At 48.3% G+C, this 22,535-nt stretch carries 21 protein-coding genes; 7 read left to right on the top strand and 14 right to left on the bottom strand.

The features are described from left to right. Positions 1–16: 16 nt before the first annotated feature. Positions 17–1,591 (top strand): glycosyltransferase, encoded by a 1,575-nt coding sequence (locus tag CF651_RS14730; protein ID WP_094015627.1) that lies wholly within the window; start codon positions 17–19, stop codon positions 1,589–1,591. A gap of 6 nt (positions 1,592–1,597) precedes the next feature. After that, entirely contained in the window at positions 1,598–2,614 is a 1,017-nt protein-coding gene (locus CF651_RS14725) for a polysaccharide pyruvyl transferase family protein (RefSeq protein WP_094015626.1), read from the top strand. A gap of 94 nt (positions 2,615–2,708) precedes the next feature. Here CF651_RS14725 and CF651_RS14720 read toward each other — a convergent pair whose 3' ends face one another. Further along, positions 2,709–3,770, bottom strand: a complete 1,062-nt coding sequence (locus CF651_RS14720) for a glycosyltransferase (protein ID WP_094015625.1) — start codon at positions 3,768–3,770, stop codon at positions 2,709–2,711. Positions 3,771–3,911: 141 nt separating this feature from the next. Between CF651_RS14720 and CF651_RS14715 the strand changes: the two genes are divergently transcribed. Beyond that, positions 3,912–5,258 (top strand): glycosyltransferase family 2 protein, encoded by a 1,347-nt coding sequence (locus CF651_RS14715; RefSeq protein WP_094015624.1) that lies wholly within the window; start codon positions 3,912–3,914, stop codon positions 5,256–5,258. A gap of 19 nt (positions 5,259–5,277) precedes the next feature. On the opposite strand, the gene CF651_RS14710 is transcribed toward CF651_RS14715, so the two are convergent. Further along, a complete protein-coding gene (locus tag CF651_RS14710; RefSeq protein ID WP_094015623.1) occupies positions 5,278–5,481 on the bottom strand; it encodes a hypothetical protein in 204 nt (67 codons plus the stop codon). Positions 5,482–5,500: 19 nt separating this feature from the next. Then, entirely contained in the window at positions 5,501–5,728 is a 228-nt protein-coding gene (locus CF651_RS14705) for a hypothetical protein (RefSeq protein WP_094015622.1), read from the bottom strand. Between the two features lie 219 nt (positions 5,729–5,947). Here CF651_RS14705 and CF651_RS14700 point away from each other — a divergent pair, with 219 nt between their 5' ends. Next, entirely contained in the window at positions 5,948–6,376 is a 429-nt protein-coding gene (locus tag CF651_RS14700) for a DUF2935 domain-containing protein (RefSeq protein WP_094015621.1), read from the top strand. Positions 6,377–6,768: 392 nt separating this feature from the next. Here CF651_RS14700 and CF651_RS14695 read toward each other — a convergent pair whose 3' ends face one another. The 3 genes from CF651_RS14695 to CF651_RS14685 form a co-directional block, all read right to left on the bottom strand. Continuing rightward, on the bottom strand, positions 6,769–7,416 hold the full coding sequence (locus CF651_RS14695; protein WP_094015620.1) for a peroxiredoxin-like family protein: 648 nt from the start codon (positions 7,414–7,416) through the stop codon (positions 6,769–6,771). A 574-nt stretch (positions 7,417–7,990) separates the two neighbouring features. Further along, positions 7,991–9,427, bottom strand: coding sequence for an MFS transporter (locus CF651_RS14690; protein ID WP_094015619.1), 1,437 nt, complete (start codon positions 9,425–9,427; stop codon positions 7,991–7,993). 316 nt (positions 9,428–9,743) lie between these two features. Next, a complete protein-coding gene (locus CF651_RS14685; protein ID WP_094015618.1) occupies positions 9,744–10,316 on the bottom strand; it encodes a hydrolase in 573 nt (190 codons plus the stop codon). 126 nt (positions 10,317–10,442) lie between these two features. On the opposite strand from CF651_RS14685, the gene CF651_RS14680 reads away from it, so the two are divergent. Both CF651_RS14680 and CF651_RS14675 read left to right on the top strand, forming a co-directional pair. Beyond that, the gene (locus CF651_RS14680) at positions 10,443–11,330 is read left to right on the top strand and encodes a TetR/AcrR family transcriptional regulator (protein ID WP_094015617.1); all 888 of its coding nucleotides are present in this window, start codon (positions 10,443–10,445) and stop codon (positions 11,328–11,330) included. 105 nt (positions 11,331–11,435) lie between these two features. Beyond that, positions 11,436–12,023, top strand: coding sequence for a P-loop nucleotide/nucleoside kinase family protein (locus CF651_RS14675; RefSeq protein ID WP_094015616.1), 588 nt, complete (start codon positions 11,436–11,438; stop codon positions 12,021–12,023). 65 nt (positions 12,024–12,088) lie between these two features. Here the strand turns inward: CF651_RS14675 and CF651_RS14670 are convergent, their stop codons facing one another. The 4 genes from CF651_RS14670 to CF651_RS14655 all read right to left on the bottom strand — a co-directional run bounded on the left by CF651_RS14670 (position 12,089) and on the right by CF651_RS14655 (position 15,678). Then, complete coding sequence (locus tag CF651_RS14670; protein ID WP_094015615.1) at positions 12,089–12,988, bottom strand: glycine betaine ABC transporter substrate-binding protein; 900 nt, start codon at positions 12,986–12,988, stop codon at positions 12,089–12,091. A 33-nt stretch (positions 12,989–13,021) separates the two neighbouring features. After that, positions 13,022–13,675: an ABC transporter permease gene (locus CF651_RS14665; RefSeq protein ID WP_094015614.1), complete on the bottom strand. Its 654-nt coding sequence runs from the start codon at positions 13,673–13,675 to the stop codon at positions 13,022–13,024. A gap of 4 nt (positions 13,676–13,679) precedes the next feature. Beyond that, the gene (locus CF651_RS14660; RefSeq protein WP_094015613.1) at positions 13,680–14,804 is read right to left on the bottom strand and encodes an ABC transporter ATP-binding protein; all 1,125 of its coding nucleotides are present in this window, start codon (positions 14,802–14,804) and stop codon (positions 13,680–13,682) included. Between the two features lie 247 nt (positions 14,805–15,051). Beyond that, positions 15,052–15,678 carry a GntR family transcriptional regulator gene (locus tag CF651_RS14655; RefSeq protein ID WP_179232818.1) on the bottom strand — a complete coding sequence of 209 codons (627 nt, stop codon included), beginning with the start codon at positions 15,676–15,678 and terminating at the stop codon, positions 15,052–15,054. 213 nt (positions 15,679–15,891) lie between these two features. Between CF651_RS14655 and CF651_RS14650 the strand changes: the two genes are divergently transcribed. Next, positions 15,892–16,710 (top strand): cupin domain-containing protein, encoded by an 819-nt coding sequence (locus tag CF651_RS14650; RefSeq protein ID WP_094015611.1) that lies wholly within the window; start codon positions 15,892–15,894, stop codon positions 16,708–16,710. Between the two features lie 144 nt (positions 16,711–16,854). Here the strand turns inward: CF651_RS14650 and CF651_RS14645 are convergent, their stop codons facing one another. The 4 genes from CF651_RS14645 to CF651_RS14630 form a co-directional block, all read right to left on the bottom strand. Then, positions 16,855–17,847 carry a phosphotransferase family protein gene (locus CF651_RS14645; protein ID WP_094015610.1) on the bottom strand — a complete coding sequence of 331 codons (993 nt, stop codon included), beginning with the start codon at positions 17,845–17,847 and terminating at the stop codon, positions 16,855–16,857. Positions 17,848–18,061: 214 nt separating this feature from the next. After that, complete coding sequence (locus CF651_RS14640) at positions 18,062–18,607, bottom strand: DUF1697 domain-containing protein (protein WP_094015609.1); 546 nt, start codon at positions 18,605–18,607, stop codon at positions 18,062–18,064. 175 nt (positions 18,608–18,782) lie between these two features. Further along, positions 18,783–20,474, bottom strand: coding sequence for a M3 family oligoendopeptidase (locus tag CF651_RS14635; RefSeq protein ID WP_094015608.1), 1,692 nt, complete (start codon positions 20,472–20,474; stop codon positions 18,783–18,785). Positions 20,475–20,496: 22 nt separating this feature from the next. After that, entirely contained in the window at positions 20,497–22,434 is a 1,938-nt protein-coding gene (locus tag CF651_RS14630; RefSeq protein WP_094015607.1) for a PAS domain S-box protein, read from the bottom strand. Positions 22,435–22,535 lie beyond the last annotated feature (101 nt).

Below are 22,535 nucleotides of genomic sequence, written 5' to 3'. Positions count from 1 at the left end.
GGAAGGAGAAATCGCTATGTGTATTGTTATCTACCCTCCAACAATTAACTGGAATTATATGAAGCAAAGACCGCAGCAGCTGATGGAGCAATTCGGTAAGCACGGTCATACGGTCTACTATTATGATAAGCATAACACGGAGGGGCCGGTCCTGGAAGAAACCGCACCCCATGTATTTGTCATTCGCCATGCGGCCTATTTCCAGCATCAGTTATACCCTCAAGTTAGCGCCGGGCACAAAAAACTGTTATGGTCTACGTGGAGTCGTAAAATTGCCTTTGCCGCGCAAGTACAGGCGGATTATATCGTATATGATTGTGTAGATGATTTCCCGGAATGGGAACAGGAAGAGCAGAGCTTGGCAGGTAAAGCAGACGTTATTTTTTGCACCGCGGATCATTTATTTACGAAAATGCGGCAGCTTGTTAAGGATAAGCCGGTCGTATCAGTGCCGAATGGATGTGATTGGGAGCATTTCGCCCCTGTTGCACTCTCCACCTACTGTCGAGCTCAACGATTGTACGATTTGCCTCCAACCAAAGGACCGAAGCTTGGCTATATTGGCGCCTGGGCCCCTTGGGTGGATGAGGAATGGATCCGTTATACGGCCAAGCATATGCCTGACGCGCAAATCGTTATTGTAGGCCCCCTTCTTCGGGAGGATACGGGACCGCTCGGCCCGAACGTACACCTGCTGGGCTATAAGGACTATGAGGAGCTGCCCTACATTTTGTCGTACTTCGATGTGTGTATCATCCCATTCCGGCTGAACCGTATTACTGTCAGTACGAACCCGATTAAAGTGTACGAATTTCTAGCGGCTGGCAAGCCTGTCGTGTCCACCCTGCTGCCGGAGCTGCAAAAGCTGCTGCCTCACGTCAAAACCACCGGTACGCCGGAAGCGTTCGTTGCGTCCATTCGGGAAGCATTAACGGAGAACGCCAAGGATCGTCTGCATGCATACAAAGCAAGCCGCAGCTCGTTTGCCCGGCAATTCAGCTGGCAGGCCCGATATGAAGTGATAGCAAGGACGCTGAATGCGCACATCAAGAGCTTTTCCCCCGCTTCCCCCCAAGCCCCGGAAATCCAGTCGCTGCCTGTATCCATACCTTACAGCACCTCCTTCGAGCTTCAACATTGTACGATGAACTCTTATTACCCTGAGCTGAATTTAAAAAATGACCCTGTATTGGTCGGCAAGCTGGAAGCCGGGCAATATCAGTGCATGCTGAAGCCTCCGGCTGAGGCGCTTCCGGAGGATATCGGGCGAATGTATCTGGAGTTCGACGGATATAGCAGCAGTCTGCCGCATGCGGAGGTCACCTTATCTATCGTGAAGGAGACATGGGCGTTAAACCGGTTAACGTTTGCAAACCAACCGCCAAGTCAAATAGTTCACACGTTTCGTCTGGACCGGCAGCAAATCAATGAGACCGTATCGTTAGATATTACGGAGCTGATTCCCGCTTTTGGCCGAAAGAGCGAAGGAAATATGTCCATTCATTTGAGCGGCTCCAACGGTTTGGTACGTTTAACGAACCCCAAGCTGACTGTGATCACGACATCAGAGATTAGGAAACGGAAAGGATGACATAGGATGAACATTGGTGTATGCGGGTATTATGGCATGGGCAATTTTGGAGATGAGTTATTCCTCAAGACATTGCAGCAGGTATTTCATAAACATCAAGTATTTCCCCATTCGTCACGTGTGGATGCCAGTCAAATCGATGCCGTCATTGTTGGCGGAGGCGACCTTATCATTCCATATCACTATAATTCGAACTATTTCCCCCCACGACTGCTTCAGCATCCTGCATGGATTTACGGTGTAGGCGTTGTTGATAATTATCCGGAAGCTACTTGGCCGGAGGCCGAAATCGCCAAACACCGCAGTTGGATGGCTCACGCCCAAATGCTGTATTCCCGGGATGAGAACTCCACTGAAATTTGCCGGAGACTCCAGCTCCACTCCAAGATCGCAACCGTTCCCGATATGGTATTTGCTTATGAGGAGCCGAAATATCCGATCCAGCGCGTTTCCGGGAAAAAGACCCTGGGCGTATGTATTCACACCTATAAAGATTTTCCTTTCGACATCATGGCTTCGATTCTAGCCGATTACGCCTCGCAAGGGTACCGTATCCTGCTGATTCCCGTATTGAATCATTCGAACAATCCTTATTCCGATATGAGTGCTTGCAAGAAGCTTCAAGCCCGGATTATTGAGCTGCAGCCCCAAGCCCATGTGGACGCGCCGCATCCGGAATATGAGCTGGAGCTTGTGTACAGCTTCATTCAGTCCGTAGATTATTTAATAACCTTCAAGCTGCATCCGGCTATCGCGGCAATTCGCGGGGGTGTTCCGGTCTTTTGCATCAGCAAGATGAGCAAGGTGTACCATTTGCTCGCTCAATTCGGACTTGAAGCCAATTACTGTGATGCGGGCTCTTCCGAAGACATCATCCGGCAAGGACTGGCTCGTTTCATCAAGCAAGGTCCGGCGGAGATGCGCAGTGTTGCCCACCGAGTCAAAGCGATGGAACACGCAAGCCGCCATTCTCTCCATCAATTAAAAGAAGACATTGAACGCAAGCTTCGGCATCGTATATGAAGAGCATAACGAAGGCAGTCCCTCAACGTTTTTCAGTGTTGATGAACTGCCTTATTTGTTGTTCCTAGGATTTTCACAATTTTCCTGTCAATTCTTAGCTTCTATCAGACAATTGCAGTTGTTCGAGCACGATTTCCACCTGAGAAGCCCGGTGCTCCCAAGTATGCTGGAGTGCGAGCGCTCTTCGGGAAGAACGGCTGCCCGGATCCCGTAATCTGTGAAGTACTTTCGTGATGAAAGCCTGATGGGTTAGTGCAACATCGACTTCCGGAACGAGCTGCATAGCTTCGGGAAGCGCCGTCGACACGACCGGCTTGCCTGTCGCAAGATATTCGTACAGCTTTACCGGATTCGTGCTTAAAGTGATCGGCTCGATCCGGAACGGCAGCAGCAGCACGGACAAATGCTCGAGATAGGAAGGCAATTCCCCATGATACTTCAGTCCGAGAAAGCGGAGGCGTCCGTTATTGACATGGCGAGGATAAGGCTTCCCGAAGGAGGGGCCAATGATAATAAGCTCCGCCTCGGGGATGGCATCAGCTAGTTTTCGGAGCAGCGCATCATCGACCCATGGTGCCCACGCACCTATATAGCCGATACGCTTCAGACCGTTTTCCGGCAAGTCGGGAGGCAGCGGAGCCATGCCTGGCAAGCCATACTTATTTTTCACAGCCGCCTCTACATGAAGTCCCATATCGGTATCATAGGCGTTCCGAATGAGGTGGATTTTCTGATCCGGGCAGCTTCTTTTCATGCGATAGAACAAACGTTCGGACGCACAAACAACAGCATCTGCCAGCCGCAACATCATGGGCTCATAAAGCTGCCACTGCGCAAATTCATCGACACAATCGTATACGATAAAATCAGGCTTGCAGGCCTGCAGACTTGCTGCCAGCTTCGGGAAGGAGCACCACACCACAACCTTGGTATGGCTTCCTGCGTTCCTGCGGTACTCCGGCCAAGGGCCGGCCAGCCACTGCTCGTATTGATGAACTACATATAAATTGGGCTCGATCCGCTCGATCGGCCGGTCCGCCCGCGTCGGATTGCAGAAAAAAACCGTATGGCCGTTTCTCGCCAAACGGGTCATCAATTGTTGGGGACGCTGCTTCATCCATCCCCAATCAATCGTGGGAGGGTAAATGATAATCAAGCGTCTCATCCTTTCGTCCACTGATTAAGGAGCTTCGTATCTAGCTGACCTGAACCAGCCCCTTTTGCTTCCTCTTCCTGTAAATGAGACATAAGCTGTAATACAGCAACTTAATGATTGCGCAAGGGGGCATGAAGCCTGATGCACGCATTTATATTAGGATCGCATCAACCAACAGCCTCACTCCGTCTTAAGCAGGAAGGCTGGCACGTGATTGAAATCACGAACGATTATGCAAAACAAATAAATGCTTATTTGGACGGTCTGCAGGATACGTATTTTTGTGTATTTCCACCGGCCACCCTATCCCGTAATAGAATCCAACCGTCCGCTGCTTTACTGGAACAGCTGGACCGAATAGCGGCCATGCTCCTTAGCGACAGAACAGGCGTTCTGTTCGAGCTCATTCATCCCTCTCCACCGAGCTATAAGCCTCTACTCCGAATCCCGCTCCTATGGAACCGCGAAGCTGTACTCCGCAGCGGATGGACGGCTGGATTTGCCGATACAGGCCTGCTGCCATTTGAAAGCTATGTGCTGGAGGATAAATATGAGCAGCTGTCTGCTTTTTCCCCTACCCGTTGGGCATTACTGAGACAGTCCGGGCGCAGGTTTAGTTATTCGGATACAAGCGAAGCCAGTTCTCCAGAGCTTGTTCATGCTGCTCGTGGGCCGGCATCTGTATATAGACACATTCAACCGTTAGTAAAGGCAGCAGCTCTCCCCTTGCAGGCACCAGCTCTACCTGCTTCAACTGAGCCACTCTTCTCCATCGTCATGTGCTGTTATAATGATGCCGAATATATCCCTTGGGCATTACGAAGTCTGCTGTCGCAAACAGAGCTTAACTGGGAGCTTCTCCTTCTTGATGACGGCTCAACTCCTCCCCTGCGCGCGTCTCAATTGTACCCTTTCGCAAAGGATCCCCGCATCCAGCTCATCCCCGGCAGCGGAAATAAAGGCAAGGCAGTGCGGCTGAACCAGGCTTTAACCCTTGCCCGCGGAGCATGGCTGGTCGAGCTGGATGCCGACGATTGGCTGCCTTCGAATTGCTTGGAGCTGTTGCGGCAGCAAATCGCACTCCATCCCGATGCATCCATCCTCTATGGAGATTATGAGCTGTGGACTTCGCCTTCCAGGTCAAGAGTACAAGATTTGCACTACAAAGGAACGGTGCATGCTGCTCACACCTTGTCCGACTGGCCGGAATTCGTGGTGAAAGGGCTGCCTGTCGCCCCCCGTTGTTATCGTACCGAAGCTTTACGGCATATCGGTGGATGGTGGACGGACGATCCGCTGGAAGGGCGATTCTATGAAGATATTCAAATGCTCGCACGTCTGATCCATGATAATCCTCACTCCGCCGCTGTGCACGCCGGTGCCTCTTTATACCACCGCCGGTACCGAGTCCAAAGCACATCGCAACGAAACAAAGAGAACTACCGATCATGGAGGGAATGGCTGCTTTTTCGGCTTCAACGCAGCTAACCCTTACAACACCTCGGATTTATTCGGACAATATTCGAATATAGCCTATCTTGGTGCTCACGACATGAGCGATTTGCGGTTCTGGAGCATAGCCTGTCGATTCGGTTTTAACGAATAACACACTGCTGTTCGCCCCGACCAGCTGCCCTTCAATAAAATGATTGCCACTGAATATTTCGACATGGTCTCCTATGAATTGGGCGCATTTTTTTGCGAATCTCATACGAATAGCCTCCTTCCCTCTATGAAAATGATTCCAGACTGTCCAGCGGCACCAGGACCCGATCCCCGTTCGGTTCGAGCAATTCAATATAATCGGAACCAATGGCAACTAAGGTGCCGACGACCATACCGCCACTAGTGACCACGGTTATGATCTCCATCAAATAACGGTGCAGCAGCCACTTTATTGACCATCTCTTGCAACGGCTTTGAAGCTTATGCAAGTAACGTGACGTTGAATCTATCATCTCATCCACCTCCTTTTTGCAATCTTTATAATTTATGATAGTTTACACACAAGGGTGATAGAGTTAAGAGAAAATATGCATCCAACACCAGAGTTTTATTTGTAGACATAATAATTGTTATGTATACATTAAATTATTCAAACTATGCAATCGTCATAAAACAACGGGCCGCACATAAACTACATGGACCGGAATTGTGGGAGATGGAGGTGATTTGACTTGCAATATTTTTACGGAGATAAAATGCCGCTGCGCATATTGGATGAAGGGGAATTTTGGAAGCATCAAGAAGCGGAGCATACCGATGTGATCCGGGCACTGGTTCCGAATCTGGAGGAGCCTTTCGTTCAATCGTTGAAAGAATGGGAACAAGTATTGTCGCAAACGCAGGCGCTATTTGTTCGATATATTGAAACGGTATCCCGGATGGACCATGTTAGCCCGGAGGTTTATCAGCAAATCATGAATCTGGTTCAGTATGCTTTAAAGCAGAGCGAACAATTCATAAAGTTGCTCGATCACCTGGCTGCGTCCAGTCCTGCGCTGAAAAGCAATCCTACAGCCATCACGGTACTGAATCATATCCGACGGGAATCGGAGTATTTCGTTGGTATCGCACAAGCACTCCTGTATCAATCAAGTAGTTAATGCTATTAACATTTATTAATATTAACAAAAAAACACCTCGCGGCGCCATTGGGTGAGCCCTATACCTATAGGTTTGTGTGGGGGGGGAGAAAAGGGATGAAGACTTTTACAGTGGTCTAGAATACGAGCTTCCAGCTGGACGTTTTCTCTCCTCCCTTCCCTTCTACTCCATACTCCTTCTGTTTAAAAAAGGCTGCAAGGCAGCCTTTTTCCTGTTCCCTCTTCATCTGAACCCAGCCTCTGCAAAAGAAACATCGAGATCGTACTGGTGGCCGAAAAATCCACGTGCTTCATACTCCCCTCATTAAGGCGGCGTTAGCGCCCTCTCATTATATTTACATAATAAATATTATGTTAACATAATATTGTTTAAGATGTGCTCATCGTATAGCTCACTTATCGTTCTTCAATTGATCGATGATTTCTAAAGGCTCCATTCGCTTCATGAAATCGGGATTAACATAGGCGTAGCGGATGATTCCATCTTTATTGATAATATACGTGGCCGGAATCGGCAAAATCCAGCGGTCGGTTTGATTGAACTCGCTGAGATCCCGCTTAAGCGTATTTTTAAACGTATTTTGAAGGTAATCGGGTAATTGAAACAAAATGTTGTAGCTTTCGGCGGCACGACCGTCCGGATCGCTTAGCACCTGGAAGGTCAGCTGCTCTTTCTCCTTTTGGGTCAGCGTGTTGTCGGGGCTTTGCGGGGAAACGGCAATCAGCTGGGCACCCAGCCTTTGTATATCTGACAAAATTTGCTGGTAGCCCCTAAGCTGGATATTGCAAAACGGACACCAGCTGCCGCGGTAAAAGGTCAGGACAACCGAGCTTTTGGCAAGCTCGTCATACAGCGTGACTTGCTCCCCCAGCGGGTTGGTTAGCGTAAAATTCGGGGCTTTGTCCCCTTCTTTCAAGCCAAATGCTGTACCGGATTGCTGCTGCTCCTGGATATGGAGAAAAATACTCTCCTGTGCCTCTGCAGGCACTTTAGCGATAAAGCCTTCTTTTGCTTGTTCCAATAGCTCGTGAACCGTCATGGGACAACACTCCTTTTCAATAACATTTTTGGGAGTAACTCATTTCAGCAACAAAAGATACCATTCGGTATCTTTTGTTCATTGTAACATATATCCAGTGAATGGCAAGAGTACAATCGTAAAAATTCGAATGATGAACTTACTTTTTCCCCTAGTAAAGGAAGGACGGTTCTTTCTAATCCAACCATTGATCCCACAAACAAATTGATCAGTACGAGTAATATGGAATAGGATGTAAACATCATCATCCTTAATGTTTACTTGCTTTTCGTTCCAATACATAACAATAAAAAATTAGCACATGACACAATCGGCTTAGATAACTCGACACTATTTATCGAATTAGTTTACATATTAAATATTATGTAACTATCTTAACTTCCATTTGAATTCGAATTAGGTTCGACGATAAGGGTTCACCTCACGAAACGGTAAAAATCATTACACTAAGAGTTACTCTGGGCGTAACGGCTGTACTTGCTAGGTGCCACCTGATTGCTCTGTTGCCATGTGCAATCGCCAGTCAGGTTGATGTGCTCCCATCCGGAATTGACGTGGCATCAATGCGTCAAAATCAAGTGGCCGCTGAAGAGCTTTTGCAAGCTTGTTTCTGTTGTGGACGGAACCATGAGGATGCAAGAGCCAGTAGAGAAGTCCCTATTAATACGATGATGACCCAGCGGTAACCGTGAATGATAAATGCAAAATCAACGGCCGAAATCACATTGTTCTTTCCGGAATACAGCACGTTCTTCAGGTGGACTGGCAGCGCTGCGCCGACGATGGTTAAAGAAAGGGCCGTACTCAGTACCTGGCCCAAGTTATATAGCATGGATCGCAGTCCATTCGCCATCCCACGGCTTTGCTCTGGAACGCATGACATGATCTCCGTCGTATTGGGGGTAAGAAATAAACCGGTCCCGATCCCGATTAACAGCATGCCGCAAGCGGTCACCCCGTAAGGGAAATGGCCCCCGACTACGAATAGGAGTAATAGCAGTCCGGCTATAGAAATGAGAATTCCAAGTGAGGCCAGAACTCGAATGGCTGCCTTCTTAGTCAACATGCCGGCGATCGGAGAAATGACCAACATCCCTATCGTAATTGGAAGGATCCTGAGACCGGCATCAAGCGCATTTTGATGGAAGGCAAATTGGTAGTAGAGAGCGAAGAGCAGAGCAACCGCCGTTCGTGCAAAGGAATTAAAGAATGTAGCGATGTTCCCCATACTGAACGTCCAGCTTTCAAAAAGGCTTAAATCCAGTAAAGGTGATGTTGAACGATGCTCATGCCATAAAAATAAAGGAGTAAATATGGCGAATACGGCAAAACCTCCGATCACCTGCTTGTCTCCCCAGCCCTGCTCTCCCCCTTCGGATAAAGCAATGATTAGACCCGCTAGAGCGACAAATATCATGATGCCTCCATATCCGTCCACTTTTGTATGGCGCTGAGTTAGGGGCTTCTCCTTTAGAATCCAGAGCCCCCAGATGAGAGCAATGATTCCAAAGGGGACATTAAACCAGAACACCCACCTCCAGCCCCAAGCGGTCGTGACCATGCCGCCGACGACCGGGCCAAGCACCTGCGCGACGGAAGCGGACAATATATTCAGACCGAGTCCGGTACCGAGCTGCGATTGGGGAAATGCATCGGTGATCAGCGGTGTAGTGTTTGTCACCACGAGTGCACCTCCGGCAGCCTGTACGATCCGAAGAAGAATTAGTATCTCTACATTAGGCGCATAACCAAGTAGTAGACTGGATACGGTAAAGACGGCCATTCCTAGTAAATACATCCGGACTCTTCCGAAAATATCCGAAATTTGCCCAAAGATTAAAATCAGGATAGTATTTACCAGCATATAAGAAAGCAAAATCCAGCTGGAAGCTGAGGCATTGGCATGAAAATGCTGACTTAATTCTGGCAATGCGACATTTAGCGTTCCGATATTGATCAGAACCAGGAACGCGCCGAGACTGGTTACAGATAAAACAAACCAGGGGTACATCTTATTGGACTTGGGACTTCTCCTTTGGGAAATAGAGATCAACCCCTCACTATGAAGTAATGTTTTCACCGGCTTTCTGGCTATCCTCATGATTTCAACTTTGTCATGAACTGGCGAGGAGCGTTTTTAGCCCCACTCTGGCCGCAACGCATCCTTCTGTGAATCCGATGGAAACCGCTGCAGCTGCACAGAGCGATTCTGACCGCTTGATTCCCACACCGCGTTTCATCTCCCTCCGTCTTCCAATGGCCAGGGCGTTTTGGTGCCCTTGGATGTCAGCTTAGCTGATAAATCCAAGGGCACATCTCATTTAGATTCAAGCTTCAGCAAATTCGGAGATGATTTCCTGCGTTGTCCGAGAACGCCCGATGCGTGGAAAAATGAAATTGGTCACGTGATCGTGCTCGGTTTGGGAAAATCCGGTCATGGCATCGGTCGCCAAAATCAGCTGATACCCGTGCATAAACGCTTCCCGCGCGGTCGTATCCACGCCAAGCCCGGTAGCGATGCCGCATAAGACGATGGTGTCGATTCCCCGGCGGCGCAACTGAAGGTCGAGCTCCGTTCCGTAAAAAGCTCCCCATTGCTTCTTAGTGATGATATGGTCTGTCTCGGCGACCCGCATTTCCGGGACGATTTGATCCCATCCCTCAGGTAGATTCAGTGGTGGTGCGGGCGAATCCAACTTCGGTCTCGGGATATCCTTCAGATCTTTGCTAGATACCCGGACCAGTGCAACCATAGAGCCTTGCTCACGGAAAGCATCTGCTAAGGCGGCGGCGTTAGTTACCACCTGCTCAGCGGAATAAGGGGCGTATTGATTGCCTAACCATTTTTGCAAATCAATTACAACCAATGCTGTTTTTTGTGGATCTAATAATTTTTCCATTCGAATGTTCTCCCCACCGTTTAAATTTGACCGTATGTTTTAAATAATAAACATAGGGTCATTTGACTTGATGTTTATTATTTTGTACCATAATTCATAAATAGTCAAGTCGAGGGGATTTTGTTTATGAGTGTGACAAGGGAAGAGGTTTTAAAATCGGCGACGAAGCTTTTTAAAGAACGGGGGTTTCTTTCGACGACGATACAGGATATTGCCGAGGATTGTGGTATTGCCAAAGGATCCGTCTATAAATATTTCCCTTCCAAGGAAGACCTCTTCAGCGAGGTGTTTGATCAATGCCATAACGCCTATTTCGATCAAGTCGATGAGCTGACGCGCTCCCCCGGACTCTCGTCGGAAGAGCAGTTTCTACAGCAGATCATTCTGCGATTCCGTTTTTTTATGGAGTACAAGCATATTCTGGTCGAATTTTCGGAGCTCCCCATCCAACAGGATCCCAAGTTCCGACCGCTTAGACACAAGATTAGGGGGCGGCTCATCCGATGGCATAGCGAGTGCTTGCTGCATATGTACGGTGAAGATATCCAACCATACTTGTGGGATTTGGTTTCCATCTATCGAGCGATTCTGAAGGAGTATCTATTTTGGATCGTTTATGAGGAAAAGTCGTTATCGCTCGAGGAAACGGCAAAGTTCATTTTGGATAAGCTCAATGTGCTCATTAAGCATATGATAGCCTCCGGTCTGAAGCCTCTGCTGAAACAAGCTTCGTTCGAAAGGTATTTAAGCTGGGGGCTGGAGGACCGCCAAGGGGAGAGGGAGCAATTCCTTACCGAGCTATTCCGGGAGATGGATTCAGCCCTTAACGCTCTTCCGTCCGGCGCCGAACATCGTTCGGAGCTTAAAGAGGTTTACCATTTTATCCAGTCGGAGGTTAGAAAAGCGAAACCAAATTTTCCGTTACTGCAAGCTTCGCTATACTATTTGGAAAGAGAGAAGGAGCTTAAAAGTCTTGTCATCCAGCTTAGGAATATTATTTATTCGGGTATTTAGAACGATTCGGAGTCCAAACCGAGGTACCTTCACGAAATAATCGGCACAGGTTCAGAGCGACGGTATTCCTGTAATTTTATCCATATTTTGCACAAAGGAGGCCCTATGCCCAAATTAGTATTTTTCCTAGGTCCGGCAGGCGCCGGAAAAACTACCCTCGCCAAAGCCTTAGCAAAAAAACGCCGCGCGGCTTTTATTGATATGGACACGCTGCTCCGCCCCGCCGCAGAGGTGATCATGACAATTTCAGGATTGGATCCGAATGATCGCGATTCCCCATTATACAAAACCAGGTGCAGAGATTTAGGCTATCGCCTCAGCATGGATGCAGCCTTGGAAAATGTGGAGCTCGGGGTCGATGCTTATGTCGTTGGACCGTTCACTCAAGAAATTAACAACCCCCATTGGGTTGAATCCGAGCTCTCGTCAAAAGGACTGTCCTCGAAAGAGATTGATGTTCGGGTAGCTTATGTGTTTCTGCCTGATCCGGAGCAATATCGTGAGCGGATTCAACAGAGAACGTTGGCTTCCGATGCTTGGAAATTGGACAACTGGGATCAATTCAAACCATCGTTACTGCGCCGTCATATTCATTGGGACCTCCCTGCTTCATCCATTCTTTACTTCGATAATTCAAAGCCCTATTCCGAGGAGCAGCTTGATATTATCGATCGGTTCATTTATAGCCAATAGCAGATGCCGTAACAAAAAAAGCCTGATAGCTCAGGCTTTTCTTCATTCTCTTGCTCATTGTATGCTTATTTCTTGATCAAACCTTGAGACTTCAAGAAATCCATCGCTACTGTCTCTTCCTTCAATCCTTCGGAATCAACCTTCGCATTCAGCTCCTGCATCACCTGCTCCGTCAGCTTTCCTTCGAGCGTATGGAGTGCTTTCTCGACCTCGGGGTACTTGGTCAAAGTGTCTTGGCGTACCAGGGGTCCGGCATGATATGGGGGGAAGAATGATTTGTCATCCTGAAGGATGACCAGGTTGTTAATTTTGATCTGACCATCGGTCGAAAAAGCATCGACGACATCGACATTTTTGTCGGTTAATGAACGATACATGATTCCGTGATCCATCCCTTTGACTTCTTTAAAGGTCATGCCATAGGTCTTGTTCAACCCCGGATAACCGTCCGGCCGATCCTTGAACTCGAACTCGCAGCCAAGAATAAGATTCGGGGATACTTTCACGAGATCGCTGAACGTTTTGAGCTTATATTTTGCAGCGGTGTCCTGCGTAACAGCCAACGTGTACGTATTGTTGAAGCCGAACGGCTCGGTAAATACGACATTGTCCTTTTTGACTAGCTCCCGCGTTTTTTTGAGCGTTTCGTCCGCTGTTCCCGTTTTCTCCTGATAGTAGTTAGCCACTATAGTTCCCGTGTAGTCCGGGTATAGCTGGATATCGTTATTCAGCAGTGCCTTCCAAGCCACATTGGAGCCGCCCAGGTTTACTTTGCGCTCGACCTTCAAATCAGTCTGATCCTCAATCACATCCGCCATCATATGGGCCAGCAATATATTTTCTGTAAAATTTTTGGAGCCGATCGTGAGGGTCCCCTTGCTCCCTTGAGCCGAACTGCATCCGGCCAAGGCCGCGGCCAACACCGTTGATGCCATGCCTATCATAAGTCCTTTTTTCAATCTCATAGGTTCACAATCCCCTTTCCTATACAAATAAAATTATATTTTCAACCCTCTCGGTGTCGTTACCCGTTCCATCACGCCAAGCAAAAAGTCCAGCAGCAAAGCAAGGATGGCGGCAGGCAGCGCACCGATAAGGATCAGAGCGTCAATATTCCGCTGAATCCCGATAAAAATAAAGTCCCCCAGCCCTCCGGCTCCGATAAAAGCAGCCAAAGTCGCGGTGCCTACATTGATGACGGTCGCCGTGCGAATCCCCGCCATGATTACGTTCAAAGCGAGCGGCAGCTGAATTTTAAACAGGATTTGGCCGTCCTTCATGCCCATCCCCTTTGCCGCTTCCAAGGTTGATTTGTCCACATCCTGTATGCCCGTAAATGTATTGCGAATAATCGGCAGCAAAGAATATAAGAATAAGGCCGCGATCGCCGTGTTGATCCCAATTCCGAACAAAGGAATCATAAAGCCAAGCAGTGCGAGACTAGGAATTGTTTGTAAAATACTTGCGGTGCCGAGCACCCAGCCTTTGATCGATGGCATCCGGGTAATAAGAATCCCCAGAGGAACACCGATCAGAATGGCCAACAGCATGGATAGCACAACCAGCTCCATATGCTGCAGGCTTGCTTTCAGCAAATCTTCCCAACGCATACTGAATTGCTGACCTAGCTGCTCCCATAATGATGATTTCATATGTCTACTCCTTTCTTCCTGCCCAATGATCGGCGAAGGCCGTCAGTAGGCTGGCTCTGGTAATCACGCCCGTTATTTTATGATTGTGATTCACAACCGGGATAATCCCGAATTTAGCGTCGGATATGGCAATGAGCGCGTCTTGGGCCGTTGCATTCTCTTCGAGGAACGGCTCGGCCGGCTGCATGATTTCCTCCACAGTCTCGATAGCTTCGAGCTTGGTTTGCAGATCATAGGCTGACACGATGCCCAGCAATCTTCCGTTATCGTCTCCAACCAGCAAAGTGTCTGTACGCCGCTGCCGCATATAAGACAGCGCCCGTGCAGGAGAGCGGGATGGAAGGACCGTGGCCGGGTTATCGCGCATAATCTCTTGAACCGAAATAAATTCGGGATTTTGGTAAATCCTGTTTTTCCCGATAAAGGTCTCTACGAAGCCATGCGCAGGCGCCTTCAGCAGCTTCTCCGGCGTATCCAGCTGAAGCAGCTCACCCTCCTTGATAACAGCGATACGATCCCCCAGCTTCAATGCTTCATCCATATCATGAGTAACGAATACGATTGTTTTCTGTACTGACTTTTGCAGCCGGATCAGTTCATCCTGAAGCTGTTCTCGAGTGATGGGATCCAATGCCCCGAAGGGTTCATCCATCAGCACAATTTCAGGATCAGCCGCCAGCGCCCGGGCAACGCCAACCCTTTGCTGCTGTCCGCCGGACAGCTCCCGCGGATAACGTTTGGCAAATTGACCAGGCTCAAGCCCAATCAGGTGGAGCATCTCGTGCACGCGCTGCTTTTTCCTTGCTTCGGTCCAGCCTTTCAAGTGAGGGATAAGAGCAATGTTGTCCTCAATGGTGTAATGAGGGAATAACCCCACCTGCTGGATGACATACCCAATGCTTCTTCTCAGCTCAACGGGATCTTCCTTCATGATGTCTTTGCCGTGAATCGTAATGGTCCCTTCGGTGTGAGGAACAAGCCGATTGATCATTTTCATCGTTGTTGTTTTCCCACAGCCGCTCGGACCGATTAAAGCGATCATTTCCCCTGCAGCAATCTCGAAATTCATCGACTTTACAGCTTGATATCCGTTCGGATACGTCTTTCCCACATGTTCAAATTTAAGCATGGTTGACCTCCTTCGGCATGCTGGCACTGTGTTCAGTAGTGTACTGCCAGTGCTTTTGAGTAGTAACTATACCAAAGATCACTGTAACTGACAACCCTTATTGTTATTTAGGGTTGTTAGTTAAATGGCATTTGGATGCCCGCAGCAAGGATAACAGGCTCTCTTAGTTTTTACGGACGGATGGCGTTTAGCCGCGTAGAACAAACAAAAAACACAGCCTGCCGCGGCTGTGTTTTACGATCCGTCTTTATGGATTTAATTGGTCATGATCAAGCCCATTAATAAAATGATTCGTACGCTGGTATACTTGTCCGTCCCCTACCAAAACGAGGATGTCATCTTCAATAATGACGACATGGGGACCTGGAGAAATCGTCACATTCGTCCCCCGTCTAAGTGCAATCACCGTAGCACCGGTTTTCTGCCAAAATTCAAGCGCCGCTATCGTCTTCCCGACCGCATGCGAGCGTTTGTCCACTTGAATCTCTACGGGATTATATGGCTTCAAATTTTGCAGCCGGTCTGAGAAATTTATAATATCACGCAGGATGAGTTCGAACTTATCATCAATTTTTTTCTTCTCGTGGAGTAAAATTTCCAGATCCTGCTTTAACGAATAAACCGATTTCATGTACTTATGCTTCGTAATATAATCGTATGCCGGACGATCCGATAGAACAATAATTTCTTTGCCTTGTGAGACGGAAACAATCCCCTCATCCTTTAATAACCCGATGGCTTTCCGAATCGTTTCGGGAGATACGTGATATTGGCTCGCCAGCAGCGTTCTCCCGGAAAATTTACTGTTCACCGGAAACTCTCCGCTCACGATTCTTTGAGCAATATCCAGCGCTATCGATTGATAGACCGACATTTCTTGCACTTTGATTCCTCCTACGTCAGGTTGCGCTTAGCTAAAGTATTGATTTCCCCTACATCATACCACAAAAGCGATTTGTTCAAACGCAACTTCTTGTCCGGTTTGGCGAAGATAGTCATGATCTGTACATCGAGGGCATACAATAGGCTGAATTTCTATCCTAAGCATACGCAACACCCAAAGCTCCTCTGAAAGGCAGGTTGCACAATGATGTCGAATACAATGAATCCAACGGGAAAGCAGTCGATGGAAGCGCCAAATCTGTTTTATGATTTGAAACAAAATGATGTTCAGTCTGGTGACCCTCCGTCTCCTCGATCTCAACAGGTTACCGCCGCTCAATTACCGATACTTCAAGGGGTGTCCTTGACCCGTCTGCACATGACAAGGGCGTACGTTCAGAGCCCTCATTGGCATCCGAATGCAGGAGAATTAGCCTATGTCATCTCAGGAGAAGTAACGATTTCTGTGCTCGATCCGCTTACGTCCAGACGGCTTACATATCAAGTGAAGCCGGATCAGGGGGTCTTCCTACCGACAGGCTGGTGGCATTGGATCACCTGTTCCTCCGAGGAAGCGCATCTTCTCATGATCTATAACCATGACTCCCCCATTTCCGCGCAGAGTACCGATGCACTTCGCTTGACCCCGTCCGATGTGCTGCAGCAAGCATATCGGATGAACCGGAACCGCAATGAATGGGCTGAGAGTGGGCAGTCGATAACTGAAACGAATGCTCCGGTTCCCGCCGCAGATCGTGTATTTGCATTGAACGAACATCGTCGATCAGAGCGCCCGTCCGTTATCCCGACGGAAGCCATGCAACAAAGGCAGCCCGCATCCTCCTACGCGTCTGCTGCTCAAGCCACCGCAGGTAAAAGGCAGGCTGTGCCTCCCAAAAAAGCAACGAGCATCCGAAACAGCTCTTCCTCATCCCCAACTGCTGCCGCCCCGGAGCCTGCAGTTTGGCGGCCTGCCGTTCCTGGTCTTCAGGTTCGGATTGGATCGATGATACATAATTCATGAAGCATGGGGTCGATATAAAAAGACCCGTTCCCCCAACTTACGGATATCAGGGACGGGTCGGTATTTTTTCACAGCAACAAAATGTTTACATAATTATTGTTATGTATCCTTTGATTCACTTGGGGTATTATCCCATTTTTTTGATCAGAAAGCATATCCTGAAAACCTCTCCAAAGTCTTTGCAATCAATCGCTTTAAATCTTGTATCCGGTTCGGCATTGACTTTGTAGATCGACTCAACATATCACAAAGGGCAACGAGATCTTCCAGCTTCATACGAAGCCTCCAGTGCGGCGGCAGAGGCTGACCGTACTGCTGCTCGTAAGCGCGGATCAACCTTGTCTCGACAAAGGAGCCTTCCTCCTCGTACCTGAGCATATTGCCTATGTCGACAAGCCGGCTCCCGGCAAAGGCAAATTCCCAATCCAGCACCGCTGAAACCTTGCATTCCGGCGTCTCCGTAACCAGGATGTTCAAACCGTTGAAATCGGAATGCACGAGCACCGGCACATCCTCTTGTGCGGATAAAATCGGTGCATAGGTTTGACAAAATGCCCATACGGATGAGGCAAGCTCTTCCCCCAGCCATACACTGGCTCCCCTCACTAGCAAGCAATCCTCTATGAAAGCAAGAAAGCGAGTATTATCCATGATAAAGGGCTGCGTCACCTCAAGCGATTTCCCGAGAAATCCTGCAGCTGCAAACGTATGCTCATGGATTTGGGCCAAAACACGGCCAACCGAATCGGCTGCTGAAGCGATAAGAGGCTGTTTCCTGCTCTGCAACACATCTCTAAGAAGAACCCCCTCTTTCCACTCCATCACAGCCCATGGGCTCACATAGGAAGCACGACTCCAATCCATATGCAACATTCTCGGAACTGGCAGGCTCCCGCTAAGCTGAAGAGATATAGCCTGCTCCTTCTCTGCGATCCCTTCCTCCTCACGGTACAAACGGAGTACATACGGCTCCTGATACCCTTCAACTTCCAGCTTGTAGTTGGAATTACTTAATCCTGTGCCGATACGGTAAGCGGCCGTCACGTTCCTCCCCCCGAATACGGGACGTACCAGCGCATTGACCTCCTCCACGCTTAGTGAAGCGGGTGGCTCCGCCCGTTCCCAGTCCTCCTTCATGCTGATTCTCCTTTCCTTCAAAAAATACCTGCGGATCGAGGCCACTGAAAAAGCCGCTTCTTCTTAGGCTATGCTTGAGGAAATAATGAGGCACAGCTGCAATATTTCCTGGGTAAGCGCAAATAGCGTCATATTAAGCTATGAGCAGACATTTGCGATATGTTTTTGTTGATTTTTGATACATGGAGCCGAAGCTTGATGCGTCCTCGCCACCCTACTCCACATGTAACGCTTGAGCTAATGCGCCCAGCTTGCTCATGGTATTCCAATTCCGCGTCGTTATCTTGTCTCCTAGCTTCTGGATATTACTGGCCAGCTTGGAATCCAGGACACTTTGACGGAACAAGTAGTAGATCTCGCGGCCGCGGATCTGGAATTCATCGGTGCTTCCAGAGCCGTTTTCCAAGATCCCACCGATTTCCTGGGGAGGTTGTTCAATCAGCACAGAAATTTGTATGCTCTCACCTGGCTTCAAGGCCTCTGAATCGTAAGGACAAGCAGCCAGAAGCTGCTCCCATTCCTCTGCTGTTCTCAGCACAACGGTTAGTGAAATGCCGAAGCCGCGCTTGATTTCCTCTTCAATTCGACCGCGGAGCACATCGGGTAGCTCCTCAGAAACGAACACAACGTTTCCGCTTTGTAAATAGGTCTGAACACGGCCTAATCCGATCGCTTCCAGCGTTTGTTTCAATTCTGCCATTTTGATTTTATTATTTCCCCCGACGTTAATACCGCGCAGCAGGCCAATATAAACCGTCAATCAGGCAACCCCCTTTTACGAATATCAGAAGCAATATAACAAGGTGCGTACATATGTTCCATTCTAACTCCGGATGGAAATTTTTTCAACATACTTATGCACTATCCGCAAAAGAAAAAGGACTCCTTCTGCCATACCGCAAGAAGAAGTCCTGTCTATTCGGGTTTATAGCTGTTTATAGCTGTTTATCGTCGATTTGATTCAACCAGCCCTGAATATCTCCGATAATCGCGGACACACAGCCATCCTCGAAGGGGGAACGTAAGCCTGCGAGCTCAACAAGCTCGGTGAAGGATTGGCTTCCACCTGCACGGCATAAGTTCAAATAGCTCGACCATGCCGCAGCCTGGCTGTCCTTGGCAAGCTTCCAATATTGAAGCGCACAAATTTGCGCAAGGGTGTAATCGATGTAATAAAACGGGCTTTTGAAAATGTGCTGCTGCTGATGCCAAAAGCCTCCGCGTTCCAAAAAAGGCATATCCTCATAGTGACGCGCCGGTAAATATTTACGTTCGATGTCGCGCCATACTTGCTTTCGTTCAGCCGGAGACAGATCAGGCTCTTCGTACATCCGGTGCTGAAATTCATCAACCGCCGCACCATAAGGAATGAACGTGATCGCCCCGCTAAGGTGGGAGAACTTATATTTGTCCGTATCCTCCTCGAAGAAGGACTCCATCCACGGCCAAGCGAGAAATTCCATACTCATCGAATGAATCTCGCAAGCATCCAATGTCGGATGAATGTACTCCGGTATCGCAAAACCACGGCTCATATAGGCCTGAAAGGCGTGTCCCGCCTCGTGAGTGAGAACGTCGACATCATGCGACGTCCCATTGAAGTTCGAGAATATGAAGGGGGCTTTGTAAGCTGAAATATACGAGCAGTACCCTCCTACCCGTTTGCCCGGCTTACTCTCCAAGTCCATCAGGCCGTTATCGAGCATAAACCGGAAAAATTCATCCGTCTCGGGTGACATTTCGGCATACATTTTCTTCGCCTTCTCCACAATCCAGTCGGCATCCCCCTTCGGTGTCGGGTTGCCAGTCAGATAGGAGATGCCGTCATAATACCTCAGAGAGTCCAGCCCAAGACGTACACGACGGCGTTCGCTCAGCTCCGTGGCTGCCGGAACAATATACTCGATGACCTGTCTTCGGAATTCGGCAACCTGTTCTGGGCCGTAATCGGTCCGATCCATCCGGTCATACGCCAGCTCTACGAAGCTACGGTACCCCAGCTTGCGGGCGATACGGGTCCGAAGCTGCACAAGTTGGTCGTATATTTCGTCTATAGCCTGTTCATTCGCTTCAAAAAAAGAATATCTGGCATCCGCCGCCCGCTTTCGTACGTCCCTGTCTGTCGATTGCATATACGGGGCCAGCTGGGACAACGTCCTTTCCTGTCCATCGAACTCAATTTTAGCGGAAGCGACAAGCTTGATGTATTCGCTTGTTTTTTTATTCTCTTCCTTAAGGTCATTAACAATCTCTTGTGAGAATGTTTTGACCGATAGCTCCGCTGCAGCAAATAATTGCCGTCCCCATTTGGCTTCCAGCTGTTGACGGAATGGGGAGGCGGCAAGCGCCTTGTAAAAGTCAGTAATGAGCCCCTGATAGACAGGGGATTGCTCATCAATATAATCCTGCTCCTCCTTATAGGCGGCATTGCCCGTGTTGATAGAGTAACGGATTCGTGCGATGGCAAACATCGATGAGACTTGGATCCGGGCCGCATTCATGGCTTCCATCACGGCATCCTGCTCTTCCGCGGTTCCGGCGGCAGTAAACCGCTTCAGCAGGGCTGTAAATTCGTTGCGGAATAATTCCATGTCCGGTCGCTTGTATATATAATCTTGAAATTTCATCGGCAGCCTTCTCTCCATTGGTTTATGTAACGGACCGGGCAGCGTCCTTAAGTACATGATATTTTTCGATAATCCGAGATATGATATGAATACTGACGGGCTTGCTTACATATTCATCCATGCCGGAGGCCAAATATTTCTCGCGGTCGCCCTTTATCGCATGTGCGGTAACTGCCACGATAAATGGCTTTTTCGTCAATAATGTATCGCTTTTGATCCGTCTGGTTGCTTCTACCCCATCCATCAAAGGCATTTGAATATCCATGAAAATAATGTCATAGGCCTGATGCTGAACGGTTTCCAAGACTTCCAAGCCGTTTTCAACGATTGCCGAGGCATAACCGAGCTTGTCGAGCATCTTTTTTAAAACGATTTGATTTACGGTATTATCCTCGGCAATCAATATTCTCAATGAATTGGCGTTCGAGTTGTCCTCAGGCACAGTACTATCGGCATGAATCGCTTTTCGTTCAGGCTGGATTCCGAAGCTTGCCGTGAAAATAAAGGCGGAGCCTCTCCGGTCTTGGCGGGGTTCGTACCAGATTTCGCCGTCCAATAGCTGTACGAGCTTTTTACAAATGGCCAGCCCCAGACCGGTTCCTTCCGTCTTGCGTGTCATATAGTGATCGACCTGATAAAACGGTTCAAACAGACGGAATATTTTCTCCTGAGGGACACCGATGCCTGTATCCCGGATTGTAAATTGCAGCCGGACCTGATCCTGCTCCTTCGCGATGCAGTCGACCGAAACGGAAATCGTTCCTTCCGGGGTAAATTTCACGGCATTGCTGAGTAAATTGAGCAGCACCTGCCGTAACTTCGTATCATCGCCTATCACGGTTCCAGGCACTTGAGGGCAGATCGCAGTGGAAATCTCCAGACTCTTCTCCAGCGCATTCGGCATTATAATACTTAATGTTTCCGCAACAGTAGAGCTTACATTGAACGGCTCTTCCAGCATCTCGGTCATGCCCGATTCAATCTTGGAAAAGTCCAATATATCGTTAATAATACTTAGAAGGGTCGTACCGCTTTTTTTAATAATATGAATATATTCACGCTGCTCGGAATCGAGATTCGTTTCCATAAGCAGATCCGTCATACCAATGACACCATTCATCGGGGTGCGAATCTCATGACTCATCATGGCTAAAAACTCGCTTTTGGCATGGCTTGTCTTCTCCGCGGCTTCCTTCTCGATCACGAGTCTATTATACTCCGTCATATCTTTGGCAATGAGATAAAACCCGGTATTCTTGTTATGTATGATAATTGGGGCCAATGTGGCCAGGACTTCAATCCATTTTCCGTCCTTATGATGAATATAATTAATATTTTTTTCGATCGTGGAACGATCACGCGAAGCCGTAAGAATATCTCTAAGATTGGGGGTACCGATCAATTTGGAAATGCTTACATCCACCAACTCAGAAATTTTATAGCCTGTCAGCTGCTCGGCCATTTGATTCCCGTTCATAATACGACCTTCCAAGCTAAAAGAAATGATCGCGTCGTGGTTATATTTTTTTAACGAGGTATACCGTTCAATACTTTCTTGCAGCTTCTGCTCCACTAGCTTGCTTTTCGTATTGTCAATGATTTGACAAACGAAGTAACGCGGTGTATCGGCTGTCTCATCCCGTACCAGTGAAACATGCAGCGAGGCCCATATGATCGTACCGTTTTTATGCGTATACCTTTTCTCCACTTCGTAAAATGTAATGACACCATTCAACAAATCCTGAACGAAAGCCTCACTATTGTATAGATCATCCTCATGTATCAGCTCCGCTGGCCTGAGCCGCATGAGCTCATCTTCATTGTAACCAAAAATTTTGCATAACGCCGGGTTTACATGCAACCATTTTCGTTCCATGGTGACCAAGGCTATCCCGATCGGAGCACTTTTATAAACATGCTCGAATAATACTTGGTGATCGTGTACATCAAGCTTCTGCATACTTAGCCCTCCTCTTCTGTTATTAATTATACATCAGCAGCAAGGATGAACCTATTCTTTTCAATCACGCCCCCCTGAATTGCCTTATACAGCGGAGTAAG

The organism is Paenibacillus rigui, assembly GCF_002234615.1.
GTDB classification, from domain to species: domain Bacteria; phylum Bacillota; class Bacilli; order Paenibacillales; family NBRC-103111; genus Paenibacillus_S; species Paenibacillus_S rigui.
Note: the sequence above shows the minus strand (reverse complement) of the source record. Positions and strands in the feature narration are given on the sequence as shown.

Coding starts and splice junctions, on each gene's coding strand:
- CF651_RS14690 (WP_094015619.1), bottom strand. CDS start 9,427: ATGTACCCCTGGTTTGTTTTATCTGTAACCAGTCTCGGCGCGTTCCTG.
- CF651_RS14670 (WP_094015615.1), bottom strand. CDS start 12,988: ATGAGATTGAAAAAAGGACTTATGATAGGCATGGCATCAACGGTGTTG.
- CF651_RS14650 (WP_094015611.1), top strand. CDS start 15,892: ATGATGTCGAATACAATGAATCCAACGGGAAAGCAGTCGATGGAAGCG.
- CF651_RS14645 (WP_094015610.1), bottom strand. CDS start 17,847: ATGAAGGAGGACTGGGAACGGGCGGAGCCACCCGCTTCACTAAGCGTG.
- CF651_RS14675 (WP_094015616.1), top strand. CDS start 11,436: ATGCCCAAATTAGTATTTTTCCTAGGTCCGGCAGGCGCCGGAAAAACT.
- CF651_RS14725 (WP_094015626.1), top strand. CDS start 1,598: ATGAACATTGGTGTATGCGGGTATTATGGCATGGGCAATTTTGGAGAT.
- CF651_RS14655 (WP_179232818.1), bottom strand. CDS start 15,678: ATGTCGGTCTATCAATCGATAGCGCTGGATATTGCTCAAAGAATCGTG.
- CF651_RS14660 (WP_094015613.1), bottom strand. CDS start 14,804: ATGCTTAAATTTGAACATGTGGGAAAGACGTATCCGAACGGATATCAA.
- CF651_RS14705 (WP_094015622.1), bottom strand. CDS start 5,728: ATGATAGATTCAACGTCACGTTACTTGCATAAGCTTCAAAGCCGTTGC.
- CF651_RS14685 (WP_094015618.1), bottom strand. CDS start 10,316: ATGGAAAAATTATTAGATCCACAAAAAACAGCATTGGTTGTAATTGAT.
- CF651_RS14715 (WP_094015624.1), top strand. CDS start 3,912: ATGCACGCATTTATATTAGGATCGCATCAACCAACAGCCTCACTCCGT.
- CF651_RS14695 (WP_094015620.1), bottom strand. CDS start 7,416: ATGACGGTTCACGAGCTATTGGAACAAGCAAAAGAAGGCTTTATCGCT.
- CF651_RS14680 (WP_094015617.1), top strand. CDS start 10,443: ATGAGTGTGACAAGGGAAGAGGTTTTAAAATCGGCGACGAAGCTTTTT.
- CF651_RS14710 (WP_094015623.1), bottom strand. CDS start 5,481: ATGAGATTCGCAAAAAAATGCGCCCAATTCATAGGAGACCATGTCGAA.
- CF651_RS14665 (WP_094015614.1), bottom strand. CDS start 13,675: ATGAAATCATCATTATGGGAGCAGCTAGGTCAGCAATTCAGTATGCGT.
- CF651_RS14635 (WP_094015608.1), bottom strand. CDS start 20,474: ATGAAATTTCAAGATTATATATACAAGCGACCGGACATGGAATTATTC.
- CF651_RS14630 (WP_094015607.1), bottom strand. CDS start 22,434: ATGCAGAAGCTTGATGTACACGATCACCAAGTATTATTCGAGCATGTT.
- CF651_RS14730 (WP_094015627.1), top strand. CDS start 17: ATGTGTATTGTTATCTACCCTCCAACAATTAACTGGAATTATATGAAG.